The organism is Paenibacillus ehimensis NBRC 15659 (genome assembly GCF_004000785.1).
Classification (GTDB): domain Bacteria; phylum Bacillota; class Bacilli; order Paenibacillales; family NBRC-103111; genus Paenibacillus_G; species Paenibacillus_G ehimensis.
In genome coordinates this window covers 1-15,396 of sequence record NZ_BILX01000024.1, presented here as the reverse complement: position 1 = coordinate 15,396, position 15,396 = coordinate 1, and the positions used below count along the sequence as shown (strand labels likewise).

Below are 15,396 nucleotides of genomic sequence, written 5' to 3'. Positions count from 1 at the left end.
AAAAGGGGCATGCTCCGCAAGTATGCGGGACTTGTCCCCTTCTCTTTTCACTTCGATTTGTCATCCAACGTACGACTCAACCTTTGCTTGCTCCCGCCGTCAGCCCTTCCACCAGGAAGCGCTGCAAATAAATGAACAGGAGCGAAATCGGAACCGCAATCAGCACGGCGGCCGCCGCAAACAGCGTAAAATTGCTGTTCTGGTTGCTGCTGATCTGGTCGTACAGGCCGACGGCGAGCGTCCATTTGTCTCTTGAACGCAGCACCATCCGCGCAAAAATAAAATCGATCCAAGGGCCGACGAACTGCGTCAGTGCGGCATAGGCCAGCATCGGCTTGGAGAGCGGAAGCATGATTTTGACGAAGATCGTAACGTTGTTCGCGCCGTCGATTCTTGCCGCTTCATCCAGACTGCGGGGGATCGTATCGAAAAAGCCTTTGGCGATAAAGCTGCCCAGCAGCGGAGCGCCGAAGGAGTAGACGATGATCATCGCCAGATGCGTATCCAGCAGGTTCAATTCTTTCAGCAGGATGTAAATGGCGATCAAGCTCATGAAGCCGGGGAACATCCCGAGAATCAGCAAGGTGGACAGCGCGGTCTTGCGTCCTTTGAACCGGAAACGGGACAGCGCGTAGCCGCACAGCAGCACCATCAATGTACCGAAAATCATCGATAAGGTGGCGATTTTGAGCGTATTCCAGTACCAGGTGCCGAACAGGAAGCTTTTGGACGTAAACAGCTCCGTATAATGCTCTAAGACGAATTGCTCGGGAAGCAAGGTTTTGCTGTACAAGGAACGGCCCGGCCGGAAGGAAGCCAGAATGACCCACAGCGCCGGATATAAGCAGCATATGCACGCCACGGCCAGAAACAGATAGCTGAACGTCAGGCGAATCGCACGGCTTAATTTTCTCCCTATCATTGGATCATATCCTCCTCCCGGAACGAGCGGGTCCTGCGGTAATTGTAGATCGAGAACGAAGCGATGATCAGGAAAATGATAATACCGACGGCCGAGGCCATGTTGAACTGGCTTTGGTTCAGCGTCAGCTTATATAACCAGGTGACAAGCAGGTCGGTTGCGCCCGCATATTGATACTCCCCTTCGACCGGATTGCCGTCCGTCAGCAGGAAGATCGCATTGAAGTTGTTGATATTCCCCGCAAACTGCGTAATGAGAATCGGAGCCGTCGTGAACATGACCATCGGCAGCGTAATGATTCTGAACTTTTGAAACGTGGTCGCCCCGTCCACTTCCGCCGCCTCGTACATATCGCGCGGGATGGTCGTCAGCACGCCCATGATCAGCAGCATGGAAACCGGCACGCCGACCCACATGTTCACGACGATAACCGTCACTTTGGCCCAGAGCGGGTCCGTCAGCCACGGCAATTTCCCAAGTCCGAAATACGATAAATATTGGTTGATCGGTCCGAACTGGCCGTTGAACAGATTTCGCATCACCAGCAGAGAAATGAGCTGCGGAATGGCGTAAGGAATGATCATGATCGTCCGCCAAAACCCTTTGAAGCGGATATCCTTCTGCTGAATGATCAAGGCCACCAGAAACCCGCCGAAAAAGGTCGTTATGGTGGACAATACCGCCCAAACGATCGTCCAGCGCAATACGCCAAAGAACGTATGGCTCCATGTCTTCAGTCCGACAAGATCCTTAAAGGTCTGGAAACCTACCCAGTCGACCAATTTGGCCGGGGGCATATGGTTAGGAGAAGAATAGTTCGTGAACGACAGCAGAATCATAAAGATGATCGGCATGACGGTAAAAAACAAAATGCCCGCCGCCGGCAGCATCAAAAACGCTTCCGCAAATTTTCTGTCCCGGATATAGGCCAGCGACTGGATGAAATTATTCGGTCTTCCCCCCGCTTCCCGCAGCTTTCCGACGAGATACGCATCCTTGACGACAAGCACGTACAGAAGGATGAACAAGGCAAGCACCAGCAAGGTAATGACGCCCTGAATCAACAAAAAGATGGAGTGGTCTCCGGGAACCATTTTGGCAATGCCATTGACTTTCTCCAAGTGCATCGCCTGTTCGCCAAGCGTGACAATCCCCCACAGCGCCTGGCCTAAATGTTGGACGAAATACTTCAGCGCAGCCACCTCGATGAGCAGCAGCACCAGCCCTTTAAGCCATTGCCGGTTATACCATTGTCCTAACCCTAATCCGATGCATGACAGCACCGCTGCGGTGATCCGATGTTGAGACATTGTACGACGATGCTCCTCTCCCCGAAAAAAAAATGTGGAATCACCCGCCGGATTCGCGACGGGTGAACCCTTGCCCGGACTCCCGTTCCGTTATTGCTTTTTGCCGCTGCTGATGAGCTCTTTCAGACGGGTGGCCGCCGTATCGAGCGCCTCTTTCGGATCTTTGCCGTTGTTCCATACTTCCGTCAGCGCAGAGTCAAGCGGATTCCAGACGCTGTCCATTTCCGGGATCGACGGCATCGGCTGCGAGTTCTTGAACTGCGCGACAAAACCGGAGATGATCGGATCGTTCTTGATTTGCTGGTCCTCTTGCGCCTCTTTGTTCGTCGGGATCGCTCCGACCTTTTTGTGCAGCAGAAGCTGCGCTTCCTTGCTGGAAGCGAAGTTGGCAAACAGCTTGGCCGCGTTCGGATATTTCGAGAAGGAGTTGACGTACCATGCTTTTACCCCGGAGAACGATACCGCCGGCTTGCCTCCGACCGTCGGGATCGGAGCGATGCCGAGCTTGTCGCCAAGCGCTTTCTTGTACCCGGCCAGCTCCCACGGACCGTTGATGTCCATCGCCACATCGCCTGCCGTGAACAGCCCCCTCTTGATGTCCGGGTTGATATCGCCGGATTTCACGGGCAAAATTTCTCTCAAGCTGGAGTACACTTTCATCCCTGCGATTGCGCCTTCGCTGTTCAGACCGATATCGGTTTTGTCCGTGCCGTTTTTGCCGAACAGGTACCCGCCCGTCGAAGCGATGAACGGATAGTTGAAGTAAGTATTGCCGGTTTCCCACATGATGCCGAATTTATTTTTGTCTTTGTTCGTGAACGTTTTGCTGAACGCAATGACGTCCTCGAACGATTTCGGAGCTTCCTTCACCAGCTCTTTATTGTAGTACAGCGCATACGTTTCAGCGGCCCGCGGAAAACCGTATAGCGTATTATTGAAGGTAACGGCTTGAATCGCGTTGTCCGTATTGTTTTTCTTCGTTTCTTCGGCATACGAGTCATTCGGCAGAATCAATTGCGCCGATGCGGCCCGGCCCAAGTGGTCGTGCGGAAACACTACCACGTCGGCGCCTACGCCGGCAGGACCGTCGTTGGTCAGTCGGGTAACCTGATCCGTCGGGGCGATTTCGTCGATTTGAACCGGAATGTTGTATTTTTCGGTAAAGAGCTTTGCAATTTCATCCGTGAACACGCGTTCATCTTTGCTCTCCCAAATCACGAGCTTTGCGCCTTCCTCCGGCGTCAAAGCGCCAGCTTCTCCCGCCGCCGCCGGCGCCTGCGCATTGTTGTTCGTGCCCGAAGGAGTCTCGGCTTCCGGTTTGTTCGTGGCGGAGCAAGCTGCCATCGAGACGGATAAGGAGGATACGGCAACCAGCGCCAAGAGCTTTTTCTTGAATTCCATTTACGTGAGTGCCCCTTTCAGCTTCTAAAATGGTTATTCTGCCTTTTACTTGCAAAAATCAATTCATGCAAACCTTTGCGCACCAAGCCGTAAAGATCACCACAAACAAGTTAATCTCATCCATTTCCCCGCTTGGAAACGCTTTATCCACGACATATCATACCTCCTGCACAAAAATTTGTAAAAACGTTTGCACGCGTCATTTGAGCCGATTTTCGCTGAAATTCCCACTCTGATCCCTCTTATCCTTCCATTTTCTTAGCTTTCCAACATTTTCAAGCCGGAATTCCATAAATTTAACCGACCTGTGATCATTTTGAAACACATATTTACAATTGTCCGGCTCTTGCGTTAACATGAAAACAGAGTGCATGCACTTGGTACGCTCCGTAGTTCAAACGTTTGCACAGATCGTGTTTTACATTTGCCGCCTCGGATATGTTACCATGGAGAAACACGAATCTTTACTTCTGCAAGACGGCAGCTTTCAGCCATACATCCCGCAAGAAAGCGGCTCTCCTATCCACAGTACATCCGGAGGTTATTCAATATGGCAATTACGATCGTCGACGTCGCCAAAAAAGCCGGCGTATCCCCTTCCACCGTATCGCGCGTTCTTTCGAATCATCCCCGGATCAGTCCGGCGACCGCAGCGAAGGTGAGGGAAGTGCTGAAGGAGCTCGGCTATCACCCCAATATCATGGCCAAAAGCCTCGTCTCCAAAACGACGAATACCATCGGCTTAATCTTGCCCAGACCGGCCGAAGAGCTGTTTCTGAATCTGTTCTTCTCCGAGGTGATCCGCGGCATCGTTACCCAATCGGCGCGTACGGGGTACGACCTCATGATGACAACCGGGACAACGGAGCGGGAAGAGCTGGAAGCCGTTACCCGGCTTGTCAAGGGCCGGCGGGTCGACGGCGTGATTTTGCTGTATTCGCGCCAAAGCGACCCGCTCATTTCGTTCATGCTCGAGCACGGCTTCCCTTTTGTTCTGATCGGGCGCAGCGACGATTTTCCCGATATTTTGTCGGTGGACAACGACAACGTGCAGGCGGCTTACGACGCTACCCGCCATTTGATCGCCCAAGGACACAAGCGCATCGGATTTGTGAGCGGCCCGCCGAACCTGATCGTTTCCGGGGACCGGATGAAGGGATATTTGCAAGCGCTCAAGGATGCCGGGATCGAAGCCCGCCCCGAATGGATCGTCGAGGGGGATTTTTTGCAGGAAAGCGGCTATCGTGCAATGTCGTTTTTCATGTGTCTTCCCGAACGGCCGACGGCGCTTGTGGCGATCGACGACGTGGTCGCTTTCGGCGTGCTGCGAGGTCTGACGGAGCTCGGCTACAAGGTCCCGGACGATCTCAGCCTGGTCGGCTTCAACAACATATCGTTATCCGAGCTGTCGACGCCGCCGATCAGCTCCATGGATATCGGGATTTACCAGATCGGCTACACCGCTTCGCAAACGCTCATCCGGGCCGTCAAGGGCGAAGCCATGCCCCAAAAGCGCGTGATCATTCCCCACCGCCTGATCGTGCGGGAATCGTCCCTCATTCAAGCTAAAGACTAGGAGAGATGCAGCAGATGTACACAACGAAAAAGCCCTACTTGATCGACGCGATCGTCGGAAACTCCCGTTTTCTCGCCTCCCTGGGCCGCACCGGCCGGATGTACCGCCTGTGGTGGCCGCATATCGACTACCCGCAGCATGTGGACGAAATCCGCAGCGGCCTGCACATCGAAGGGACCACACCGGGGACGACTTGGTTTGACGGCGAGGAAGACGGCTGGCGGCACGAAGCCTCCTACGTGCCCCGGACGAACATGTTTAAAACGACGGCCGTTTCCGAGCGCTTCCCGCTGTCCGCGGAGACGGTCGATTACGCGGTTCCGGGCGAAGATTTCGTCGTCCGCCAGTATACGTTCACGAACCGCGGCGAGACGCCGGTATCGTTCCGCTTTATGTATTACTCGTCGTTCCGCTCGATGGAAACGCCTTTTTATCATACGACCCAGTTCGACGAAGCGCACGATTCGCTCATGCACCTGCGGCACGAGTATATTTTTTCGGTCTCCAGTTCAAACGTTTGCACAGAATATCAAGCCGGAGCCAACGTGTGGGAAAACGCGCAGACCGGCCACTTAAACGGACACGGGATTGACATGAAGCCGGATGGCGCGCTGTGCTGGCACATGGAAAAGCTGGAGCCGGGCGCGGCTGTAGAGGTGCCTGTTTACATCGCCGCCGGCCAAACGCGGGCGGCCGCCCGTCAATCGCTGGCCAAAGCCAAAAGCCGTCCGCATGCTTACTGGTATGCGTTCACGGAGAGCTATTGGCACCAATTCCTGAACGGTGCCGCCCCTGCCCCCGGATCGCGAAGCGATATCTGCGAGCTGTACGAGCGTTCGCTGCTGGCGATGAAGCTCATGAGCGACGAGAAGTCCGGCAGCGTCGTGGCCGCTCCCGAATTCGACGAGCAATTTTCCCGATGCGGGGGCTACTCTTATTGCTGGGGCCGTGACGCCGCGTTTATTACGACGGCGCTGGACCGCGTCGGCCTGACGGAGTTGTCCGCGAAGTTTTACGAATGGACCCTCACGGCTCAGGACCCGGACGGCTCCTGGCAGCAGCGGCATTACCACGACGGCCGGCTGGCTCCGTCCTGGGGGTTGCAGATCGACGAAGGCGCTTCGATTATTTGGGGCATGTGGCAGCATTATCTGCAGGTACAGGATGACGCTTTCCTGCATAACGTATGGCCTGCCGTCGAACGGGGCGCGCGCTTCCTTGCCGGCTACATCGATGCGGAAACCGGATTGCCCGCCTGCAGCATGGACTTGTGGGAGGAGCGCTTCGCCGAGCATACGTATTCGGCGGGTGCGGTTTTCGGCGGTTTAACGGCGGCAGCCTCCTTTGCCGAACGGCTCGGCAAGCCGGAGCTGGCTAGCGAATGGAGCCTCGCGGCGAAGCGCATCCGCCAATCGATCGGCGAGCTGTGCTGGAACGAGGAGAAAGGCGCCTTCTACCGCGCTTTAAAGCTGGCGGTGCCGGAGGCGGTTTACCGGGAAGCCCAACAGCAAGCACTCGGTACATCCGTGAGCGTCAATGCGAAAGGCTACACGACCTATTTCCTGGAGCACGACCCGATCGTCGATATCAGCCTGATCGGCATCTCCGTTCCGTTCGGCGTCTTCCCTGCCGACGACCCGCGCGTCGTCCGCACGGCCGATACGATCGAGCAGTACTTGACGTCCCCCGTGGTCGGCGGCATCAAGCGTTACGAGAACGACCATTATATCGGCGGCAATCCGTGGATTCTGACGACGCTCTGGCTGTGCCATTACCGCATTCATCGCGGGCAATACGCCGAAGCCAAGTCGCTCCTTCAATGGGCGATAGATCACCGGACGGCGGCAGGGCTGCTGCCGGAGCAGGTCGACAAGCAAACGGGAGAGACCGCTTGGGTCGTACCCCTCACCTGGTCTCATGCGATGTTTATTTTAGCTGTTACCCTTCTTGCCGAGCACGGACAGTTGGATTAAAGCGTTCAAGCCCTTGGTTCTCCCGTCGGGAGCGGCCAAGGGCTTTATTGTGTTCCGGGACGGTTCCCTGCGGAACGTCTACGATTATTCGTCCTCCCCCGAAGATCGGCTCGGGAGGACCGGTTTCATGGCTTGACGCGTTTACCGCGGAGCTGGATATTCGTTCAAGCCGGCCCAGCCGGTACCCGGGCCGATTTCGCCGGTTTCTCCGTTCCCCGCCCGGACATCCCCTTTCTCCAGAAACGGCGTAATTTTTACCCAATCGATGTACATTTTGTCCGTTGCAAAATTAGGCGTCCCTGCCCATTCCTTAGGAAACCAGACGCCAAGCCAAAATTTCGAGGCCGCCCGGGGAACGTTCGTAGAGCTCGTATAAATCAGCCGATTGTCGACGTAAAAATCGACTCTTTTCGGATCGGTATGCCAATCGAACCGGTATACATGCCAATTGCCGTCGATCTGCTCCGGAAAGTCCGTCACCTGCGATGTATTCCGCTCCTCGACGACCCAGGTCGTCGTCATGATCTTCTGGAGGCTCTTGTCGCCAGGCGCTTCGAAGTCGATCTCATGATTGACCTCGCCGTTATTGAAAAAAGTCCAGAAGGCGGAAACCGCGCCAAGCTTCGGCAAGATCTTGGCTCTCACTTCATAGCTTCCCGAGGCATAGGCATATTTCGTCACGATGGATGCTCCGGTTCGTTTGCCGTCCGCCCGCATCGAGCCGTCCCGGTTGATTCCCCGGACCGGGCCGCTATAAAGATCGCCGTTGCCGGTTAGCTCCACGATGCCGTCCCGGGTGACGGCCACATTAACCGGAAGCACACCGCCGTTCACGTTTTCACCGCCCCATTGCTGCTTCGCGATCAGCCACTTTTCAGGGTCGATGCCGTTCTTGAAATCGTCAAAGAACACGCCCGGGGGATGTGGCGGCGGGAGCGGACCTACCGACTTGATCGGCGGATCGTCGTCGGGCAAGCTGCCGCCAATCTTGAGAGCGATGTCATCGACATAGGCGAATTTGCCGTTGTCCGGATTTTTGTAAACATAAACCTGCACTTTCCGGGTGCCGGGAACCGTCCGGAACGCAAGCGACTTCCGCTCGTAAGCCGCCGATTCGAAGCCCAGCACAAATTTGCCGCCCGCCAGCTTCTTGTCGGAGCCATCGAGACAGTCCGCTCCGATCCAGGCCTTTTCGCCCGGAGTGCCCGCTTTGCCTGCGCCGCTTAACGTTACGATCGTATTTTCGCTGATTCCGTCAATCTTTTGCCCCATGCCGCCTTCGGTGGGGCCAAGCTTGAGTGCCTTGGTTCCGCTCTGAACGTCGGTGCTGACGACGGCAGACGCTCCCCAATCCTCCCAGTCGGCTTTGCCCTGCTCGAAGCCTCCGTTCTTCACCAGATTCGTCTCGGCCGGAAGCGGCCCTGCGGCCAAAGACGGCGCCGGAACGGAATAGATCAAGGCCGAGAGCATGGACAATCCCAGAATAGCGCTTACAACCAAGCGAACGCCTCGATTGGTCTTCTTGTTCATAACTACCATTCCTCCCTTCCATTCATTGGCTTAGCATTAGGATTTTCATGGAAATCATAAACCAGTCCACAGGAATGCGTCAACCTTTTTTGTAAATAAAATGAAAAACACCGGTTTTGCCGAGCTCCGAACCCGGAGTCGATCCAACCGATGTTTTTTCCCATGCGACTTGCTTTCCGGCTTACAACATAAAATAAAAACTGACGCCCTTCTCGGTATTCGTTACCCCGTAACGGCTTTCGTGCAGCTCCAAGATATGCTTGACGATCGCCAGTCCCAGCCCCGTCCCTCCGGTTTTCCGGTTACGGGAGCGTTCCGCGCGGTAAAATCGTTCCCAGATATCATCCAATTGATCCTCGGGAATGTTCTCTCCCTCATTATCAATGGCGACTCGGATCCGCTCCCCGTCGCTCTCGATCCGAACGGTAATTTCGCTGCCGGGAACAGCATGACGGATCGCATTAATCAGGATGTTGAACAGCACCTGCTCGATTTTGGGTTGATCCGCATAGACGGGATGCTCGCCCGCGGCCATATGAACGACCCTCAATCCCTTTTCGTTCAAATGATGCGACAGCTTGTCAACGATGTCCTCGATCAGCTCGCTCACCATAAACCGGCTCTTCTTCAGCTTGATGGTCTTCGACTCCAGCTTGGTCAGCTCCAGCATATCTTTGACGAGGTCTTCCATTTTACCTGTTTCGTCCAGTATCACTTCCAGATATCTCTCGCGCTTGCTTTCGCTGATGCCGTCCCGCAGCCCCTCGGCGAAGCCCTTGACAATGCTGAGCGGCGTTTTCAATTCATGAGAGGCGTTGGAGACGAACTCCTTCTGCCGCTGCTCCATCCGCTGCTTCTGCTCCATATCCGCCCGAAGCTGCTCGTTGGCCTGATGCAGCTCCTTGAGCGTATGATCGAGCGTTTCGGACAAGCTGTTCAAGCTGTAGGACAAGCTGCCGAACTCGTCGTTGCTCCGGATGGGCGATTTGGCGGAGAAGTCCAATTTGGCCATGCGCAGCGCGATTTTGTTAAGCGTAAGCAGCGGCTTGGTAACGAATTTGGAAAAAATGAGCGAGAGCAGCAGGATCAGCACGATGCCCCCGACCCCGATATACAGATAGAACAGCCGCAATGCGTCGTAAGCCTCGCTAATCTGCTGCAACGACATGACCGCGAAGATCAGCTCGCTGACTTTGCCTTCCCGCATGACGGGCTGTATCGCGATGAAGCTGCGCACGCCGGTAAGCGTCTCCGTCCACTCCCTTTCGATCATCCTGCCGTTTTGCAAAACGGCTTTCTGCTCTTCGGTCAGCGGGAACCACTCGTCAATGGCAAGGTACATTAAGCCCTGGCGCAAATTCCACAGATTCGGACTGGGCAGCAGCGCGTCGGTGATGACGCCGGAAACTTGCTCCAGCTGACCTTCTATCCCGCTGGTTTCCACACTGCCGATATCCTTCATCCCCGCTTTTCTAATAACGACCGGAAAGATCAAATCTTTGGCCGGGTCCTCATATACGCCCTCGACCTCAATCCGGTCGCCGCGCTGCAGATGGGCCGCCAGCAATTCCTTCTGATCGGAATCGGGCATCAGCATCAAAGAAATTTTGACCGAAGCGCCTTTGTCGTCGCGGATGACGATGCGAAAAAAATTGTCGTATTTCACTTTTCCTTCCGGATTCAAGATCGCAAGCTGGGCTTTATTTTGGCTGATGAACAGCCCCATCTCGCGGGTTATGCGCGGCTCGTCCCAACGGTTCGACGCATACTGCTCGCTGAAGGACTGCAGCTTCTTTGCCAATCCGTCCAAGCGCTGATTCTGGTAAAACCTCTCAAAAAATAGCAACTGCCCGAGCAATACGATGGCGTAGAACAACATGAAAAAAGACGCTGTGATCGCGAACAGCTTGAAGGTAACGCCGCCTCTTTTCATCGGTCCTCCTCGAATTTATAGCCGGCGCGGATGACGGTGCGAATATGCCGCGCCTCATCCCCCAGCTTCCCGCGCAATTTTTTAATATGGGTGTCGACGACCCGCGGATCGCCGAAATAATCGAACCCCCATACCTGATTCAGGATCGCCTCGCGGGACAGCACGATCCCTTCGTTTTTGACCAAATACAGCAGCAGTTCGTATTCTTTGGGCGTCAGCTCGACTTCCTGCCCTTCCATTTCGACGCGGTGCGACCGTTTATTGACAGTGACCCGGCCGAAGCTGAGCATATGATCCTCTTTTCCGACCGTCCCCTCGACGCGTTTCATCAGCGTTTTGGCGCGGGCGACGAGCACCTTCGGGCTGAACGGCTTAGTGACGTAATCGTCGGCGCCCAGCTCGAAGCCAAGCATTTTGTCGTCCTCTTCCGACTTTGCTGTCAGGATGATGATCGGGATCGCCGACTTGGCGCGGATCCGCTTGCATACGGTCCATCCGTCCAGCTCCGGCATCAAAATATCCAGAATGACGAGGTCCGCATTCAGACTATCCAGCATGTCCAACGCTTGCTTGCCATTCTCCGCCTCGTAGACGGTCCACTGCTCCCTTTCGAAATAATCCGCCACAATCTCGCGAATCAGGCTCTCATCTTCAATGAGAAGAACTTTTCGTTCCATAGCGATGACAACTCCTGTTTATCCGGTAACGTGCTTTCCTAATCAATTATACACGAGTCTTGTGTTTTTCGTGTGTCCCGGGAAGCTATTAAAACAAGAGCCTTCTTCGCCGATAGGACACATGAAGTACACAACGGCGCGTTATAATGTCGGCAGACAAACTTGGTGCGTTTCTCATCGAAAGGATGTTCGTATGAATATGATGGCCTTTCTTCAACGAAAAGATGTGCGGCGCTTCGGCATTCTGGCGCTCTTCTGCCTGCTGTTGTTCTGGCTGAGAGGCATGCTGAACCTCATCTTATTGACATTCCTGATGACGTTCCTCATGGATCGTCTTCATCACTTGGTCCATCGCTGGATTAAACCGATCATTCCTGTCGATTCCAAGCTGCTGCTTTCTATTCTATACGTTTTGTTTGTCGCTCTGCTGGTGGCCGGGGGCTTCAAAATCTTCCCCGCCCTGGTTCACGAAGTAGGCCAGTTGATCGTGATGGTAAAAGAGGTATACACGCATCCGCAAAACGAAATCGTGAGCTATCTCGTATCCGTTGTTCATCAGCTCGACCTTCACAGCATCATCAAGCCCGGGTTGGATATGATCAAGAGGGTAGGCCATTGGGGCTTCGAACTATTTCTTGCCTTTATTATGAGCTTGATTTTGCTGCTCAGCAAATCGAGCGTTATCCGGTTTACCCACAAGCTTCGGGCGAGCAAGATCGGATGGCTGGTGGAAGAAGTCGAATACTTCGGTGAAAAGTTCGTCCTTACCTTCGGCAAAGTGATCGAAACCCAGCTGATGATTGCGCTGATCAATTGCGTGTTGACGACAATCGCCTTATGGGCGATGGGCTTTCCCAACCTGTTCGGCCTGGCGCTTTTAATCTTCGTCCTTGGTTTGATTCCGGTCGCCGGGGTATTCATCTCGCTGATTCCGCTGTGCGCCATTGCTTTCAGCATTGGCGGCTTCGCCTATGTCATCTATTTGGTCGTGACGATAACCTTGATTCACGCCTTGGAAGCATATGTGCTCAACCCGCGGCTGATGGCATCCAAGACGCATCTGCCGATCTTTTACACCTTTATCGTGCTCCTGTTCTCCGAGCATTTCTTCGGAATTTGGGGCCTGATCGTCGGAATTCCGACATTCGTATTTCTACTCGATTTATTGGAGGTTCAAACGGTGGGGCAGCCGATTCGCCTTGCGCTTCCCCCATCCCCTAAGGAGGAATGATCACAATGGTAAGAAAATCAATCCCGTTTGTGTTCGTAGCAGCGGGTCTGGGTATAGGCATGGTTTCACTCCTGCTGGCGTTTCACGGCAAGGTGCTTTCCGCGGTTCTGCTCGTTGCGATTGCTGCCCTGCTGGACTTGTTCGGCGGCTATATTGCGGAAAAGCTGGAGCTGTCGGGCGAATTCGCCAAGGAGCTTCGTTCCTTATCGGAGCTGATTTCCTTCGGCGCCGCGCCTTCCATCATTATTTATGTCGTCGCCCTGCGCGAGCTGCCGGTTTACGGTACGCTGCTGACGGCGTTGTTCATGGTATGCGGCGCGCTGCGGCTGGCCCGTTTCAACGTGAAAACCTGTCAAAACCGCTGTCATATCGGTCTGCCAATTACCGGGGCGGGCTGTCTGTTATCCGCTTTTGCCTTGTGGAACCCGCCCGCGCATCTTCTGGCGCTGACGGTGATGGTCATTGTCGGGCTTTCTTTCCTGATGATCAGCACGATCAAGATTCCCGCATTTCGTCCGAGCAAAGCCGTGTACGATACCGAGAACGTCTAGCACCCGCGGCTGGAGAGGAGCTGTGTCCGCATGCACTTTATACAGGAGATGATCTTACAGTACGGATATATCGCTTTATTCTTCAGCCTGGCGCTTGGCATTGTGGGCTTGCCCGTCCCCGACGAGCTGCTGATGACCTTTATCGGTTATCTGGCGTCGGTCGGTATGCTGAATTATTCGCTCTCGGTCGCCGTCAGTCTGGCAGGGGCGATGACCGGCATGCTCTGCAGCTACGCGCTTGGCCGCAAGTTCGGCAAGCCGCTGCTGTGGAAGCACGGCAAGTGGATCAAGCTGACCCCGGAACGGCTGGAAAAGGTGGAAGCCTGGTTCCAGCGTTACGGGCCATGGACGGTCAGCTTCGGCTATTTCATTCCCGGCATCCGTCATTTGACCTGCTACTTGTCCGGCGTCATCGGCATGGGCAAGCGCAAATATTTGCTGTTCTCGGCCATCGGCGCGTTCAGCTGGTGCGTGATTTTCATCTCCATCGGCTATTTTATCGGGGCGCAGATTGATTTCTCGCATTTCCATGCGTCGCTGATGCACCGGTTTTTCTCGAAATGACATTCGGACAAGCTATAGCGGAGACGAAAAAGGCACGCTTTTGAAGGCGTGCCTTGTGCCGTTCTTATCGTTTGCGCAGCGTTCGGCCGAACACGGCCAGAATCGGCAGAAGCAGCACTGCAGCGGTCACAAGCGATGCCCGAAGCGACAGCCGGCTGCCGATCCACCCGACGAACGGTCCGCCACCCGTCTGACCGAGCGCGTCCGATTGATTGATCATCGAAAGCACGGTCGCCCGGACTCTGCCTTCGATATTCAGATTAAGCCACGTATCATAGACCGGTCCGCTTAGCGCTCCAATGATCCCGAGCGCAAGTACGGAGCCAAGCGCCCAAGCAAAGCCGGGAGCGAAGGCAAACGACAAAATTGCGGCGACCCGCAAGCCGGTCAAAACGAACATCGCCACGACGATCACCCGTTCGCTGTCCATATCCAGCCGCTTCTCGGCCATCCGTACGGCGATCAGACTGAGGAACGTCGTGAGGACGGAGATCAGCCCGAACCACATCGCCATCGAGAACGGCAGTCCTGCCGGAAAGCCGATTTCCTTGATCAGATGCGCTTCCCAGAGCCGGTCGTAGCCTTCCGACGCCGCGCCGCTGAACAGCGTGACGACGAGAATCATCAACAGCACCGGCTGGCGCCGCACCACGCTTGCCCCGGACAGCCAAGTCGACTTCATCTCCTGCCAATAGGAGAACTTGTCCGGCCGCTCCGGACGGACGAACCGGGTTTCCTTCATGAAAAGGAGCAAAAACGCCCCAAGGCCGAGAAACATCAGACCGCTAATGACGAACGGCAGATTGGGCGCAAGAGTGGACAACCCGACGCTTAGCGCAATCCCGATCAGCGTGGCGATCAGCGACAAGCGCTTGCCTTCCAGGAAAAGGCGCCCCACCTGCTGCTCGCCGACTTCGTCAACGATCCAGGCCGTGTCAGCCCCGCTGATCAACGTCTCCCCTATACCGCGGATGCATTCCGCAATCAGAATCCACATGAACAGTGAAAGCAAAGGGCTGACGCCTCCAAGCCACGGAGCGCTGCCCTCCAGCACATACGCGCCTCCAATCACCAGCATCCCGGCAATAACCGACAGCCGCCGGCCATACGTATCGGCAACCACTCCCGTAATTCCTTCGAAAATCAATACCGTCACTTCCAAAACCGTCCCAACGAGCAGCAGCTCGAACGGATTTAACCCGAGTTGGCTTATGTAATATACCGCATAGGTCGTAAAGGCCGTCGCGTTGGCGAGCGACGTCATAAAGACTTTAGTCTTGAATACCTGTGACGCACGAAACTTCATGTTTATAGATCCGCCTTTCCGGCAGACGGCACGTCACGCAGGGCAATACGGTTTCTTTCGCTACCGCTTCTTGCACGCCGATGGACGAGTCATGCCGTTTTGTTGATGTAACGTTCCTTTGATTTCCTGTTGGAATGAATAGGTAGGACTTTGCATAAGGAAACACCTCCGATTAGGATACCTCCCATTATATACGGTTTACAAAATATAGAAAGGGTAAATTTAAAAGCTATTCACATTTTTCTCTTGAACTGTTGGATGAACTATTTTACAATATAAACATGAATAAGTGATCATATATTATTTATTTTATTCAACTACACTTTCGCCTAAGGAGCTCGATGGGGATGAAGCAAGTTGACGTGCTGGTGATCGGAGCCGGGCAAGCCGGTCTCGCCATGGGATATTATTTGAAACAACAA

General features: G+C 54.7%; 12 protein-coding genes. 5 read left to right on the top strand and 7 right to left on the bottom strand.

The window, feature by feature from the left end; genetic code table 11:
• Positions 1-76 precede the first annotated feature (76 nt).
• The 3 genes from PEH01S_RS15575 to PEH01S_RS15565 form a co-directional block, all read right to left on the bottom strand.
• Positions 77-922 carry a sugar ABC transporter permease gene (locus PEH01S_RS15575; protein WP_025852308.1) on the bottom strand — a complete coding sequence of 282 codons (846 nt, stop codon included), beginning with the start codon at positions 920-922 and terminating at the stop codon, positions 77-79.
• Positions 919-2,232 (bottom strand): carbohydrate ABC transporter permease, encoded by a 1,314-nt coding sequence (locus tag PEH01S_RS15570; RefSeq protein ID WP_025852306.1) that lies wholly within the window; start codon positions 2,230-2,232, stop codon positions 919-921. The genes PEH01S_RS15575 and PEH01S_RS15570 overlap by 4 nt, the downstream gene beginning before the upstream one ends.
• Positions 2,233-2,322: 90 nt before the next feature.
• Positions 2,323-3,633, bottom strand: a complete 1,311-nt coding sequence (locus PEH01S_RS15565) for a sugar ABC transporter substrate-binding protein (protein ID WP_127486518.1) — start codon at positions 3,631-3,633, stop codon at positions 2,323-2,325.
• Positions 3,634-4,183: 550 nt separating this feature from the next.
• Here PEH01S_RS15565 and PEH01S_RS15560 point away from each other — a divergent pair.
• Entirely contained in the window at positions 4,184-5,209 is a 1,026-nt protein-coding gene (locus PEH01S_RS15560; protein WP_127486516.1) for a LacI family DNA-binding transcriptional regulator, read from the top strand.
• Between the two features lie 14 nt (positions 5,210-5,223).
• Positions 5,224-7,182, top strand: a complete 1,959-nt coding sequence (locus PEH01S_RS15555) for a glycoside hydrolase family 15 protein (protein WP_127486514.1) — start codon at positions 5,224-5,226, stop codon at positions 7,180-7,182.
• A 141-nt stretch (positions 7,183-7,323) separates the two neighbouring features.
• On the opposite strand, the gene PEH01S_RS15550 is transcribed toward PEH01S_RS15555, so the two are convergent.
• The 3 genes from PEH01S_RS15550 to PEH01S_RS15540 all read right to left on the bottom strand — a co-directional run bounded on the left by PEH01S_RS15550 (position 7,324) and on the right by PEH01S_RS15540 (position 11,322).
• The gene (locus PEH01S_RS15550; RefSeq protein ID WP_164827864.1) at positions 7,324-8,712 is read right to left on the bottom strand and encodes a family 16 glycosylhydrolase; all 1,389 of its coding nucleotides are present in this window, start codon (positions 8,710-8,712) and stop codon (positions 7,324-7,326) included.
• A gap of 181 nt (positions 8,713-8,893) precedes the next feature.
• Positions 8,894-10,645, bottom strand: a complete 1,752-nt coding sequence (locus PEH01S_RS15545) for a sensor histidine kinase (RefSeq protein ID WP_127486510.1) — start codon at positions 10,643-10,645, stop codon at positions 8,894-8,896.
• The gene (locus PEH01S_RS15540; protein WP_025852299.1) at positions 10,642-11,322 is read right to left on the bottom strand and encodes a response regulator transcription factor; all 681 of its coding nucleotides are present in this window, start codon (positions 11,320-11,322) and stop codon (positions 10,642-10,644) included. The genes PEH01S_RS15545 and PEH01S_RS15540 overlap by 4 nt, the downstream gene beginning before the upstream one ends.
• A gap of 193 nt (positions 11,323-11,515) precedes the next feature.
• Here PEH01S_RS15540 and PEH01S_RS15535 point away from each other — a divergent pair, with 193 nt between their 5' ends.
• Genes PEH01S_RS15535 through PEH01S_RS15525 form a run of 3 tightly spaced genes read left to right on the top strand, consistent with a single transcriptional unit; the run spans position 11,516 to position 13,668 of the window.
• Positions 11,516-12,553, top strand: a complete 1,038-nt coding sequence (locus PEH01S_RS15535) for an AI-2E family transporter (RefSeq protein ID WP_025852298.1) — start codon at positions 11,516-11,518, stop codon at positions 12,551-12,553.
• A gap of 5 nt (positions 12,554-12,558) precedes the next feature.
• Positions 12,559-13,104: a CDP-diacylglycerol--serine O-phosphatidyltransferase gene (pssA, locus tag PEH01S_RS15530; RefSeq protein ID WP_025852297.1), complete on the top strand. Its 546-nt coding sequence runs from the start codon at positions 12,559-12,561 to the stop codon at positions 13,102-13,104.
• 30 nt (positions 13,105-13,134) lie between these two features.
• Complete coding sequence (locus PEH01S_RS15525; protein ID WP_025852296.1) at positions 13,135-13,668, top strand: DedA family protein; 534 nt, start codon at positions 13,135-13,137, stop codon at positions 13,666-13,668.
• Positions 13,669-13,732: 64 nt separating this feature from the next.
• Here the strand turns inward: PEH01S_RS15525 and PEH01S_RS15520 are convergent, their stop codons facing one another.
• A complete protein-coding gene (locus PEH01S_RS15520; protein WP_025852295.1) occupies positions 13,733-14,974 on the bottom strand; it encodes an MFS transporter in 1,242 nt (413 codons plus the stop codon).
• Between the last annotated feature and the right edge of the window lie 422 nt (positions 14,975-15,396).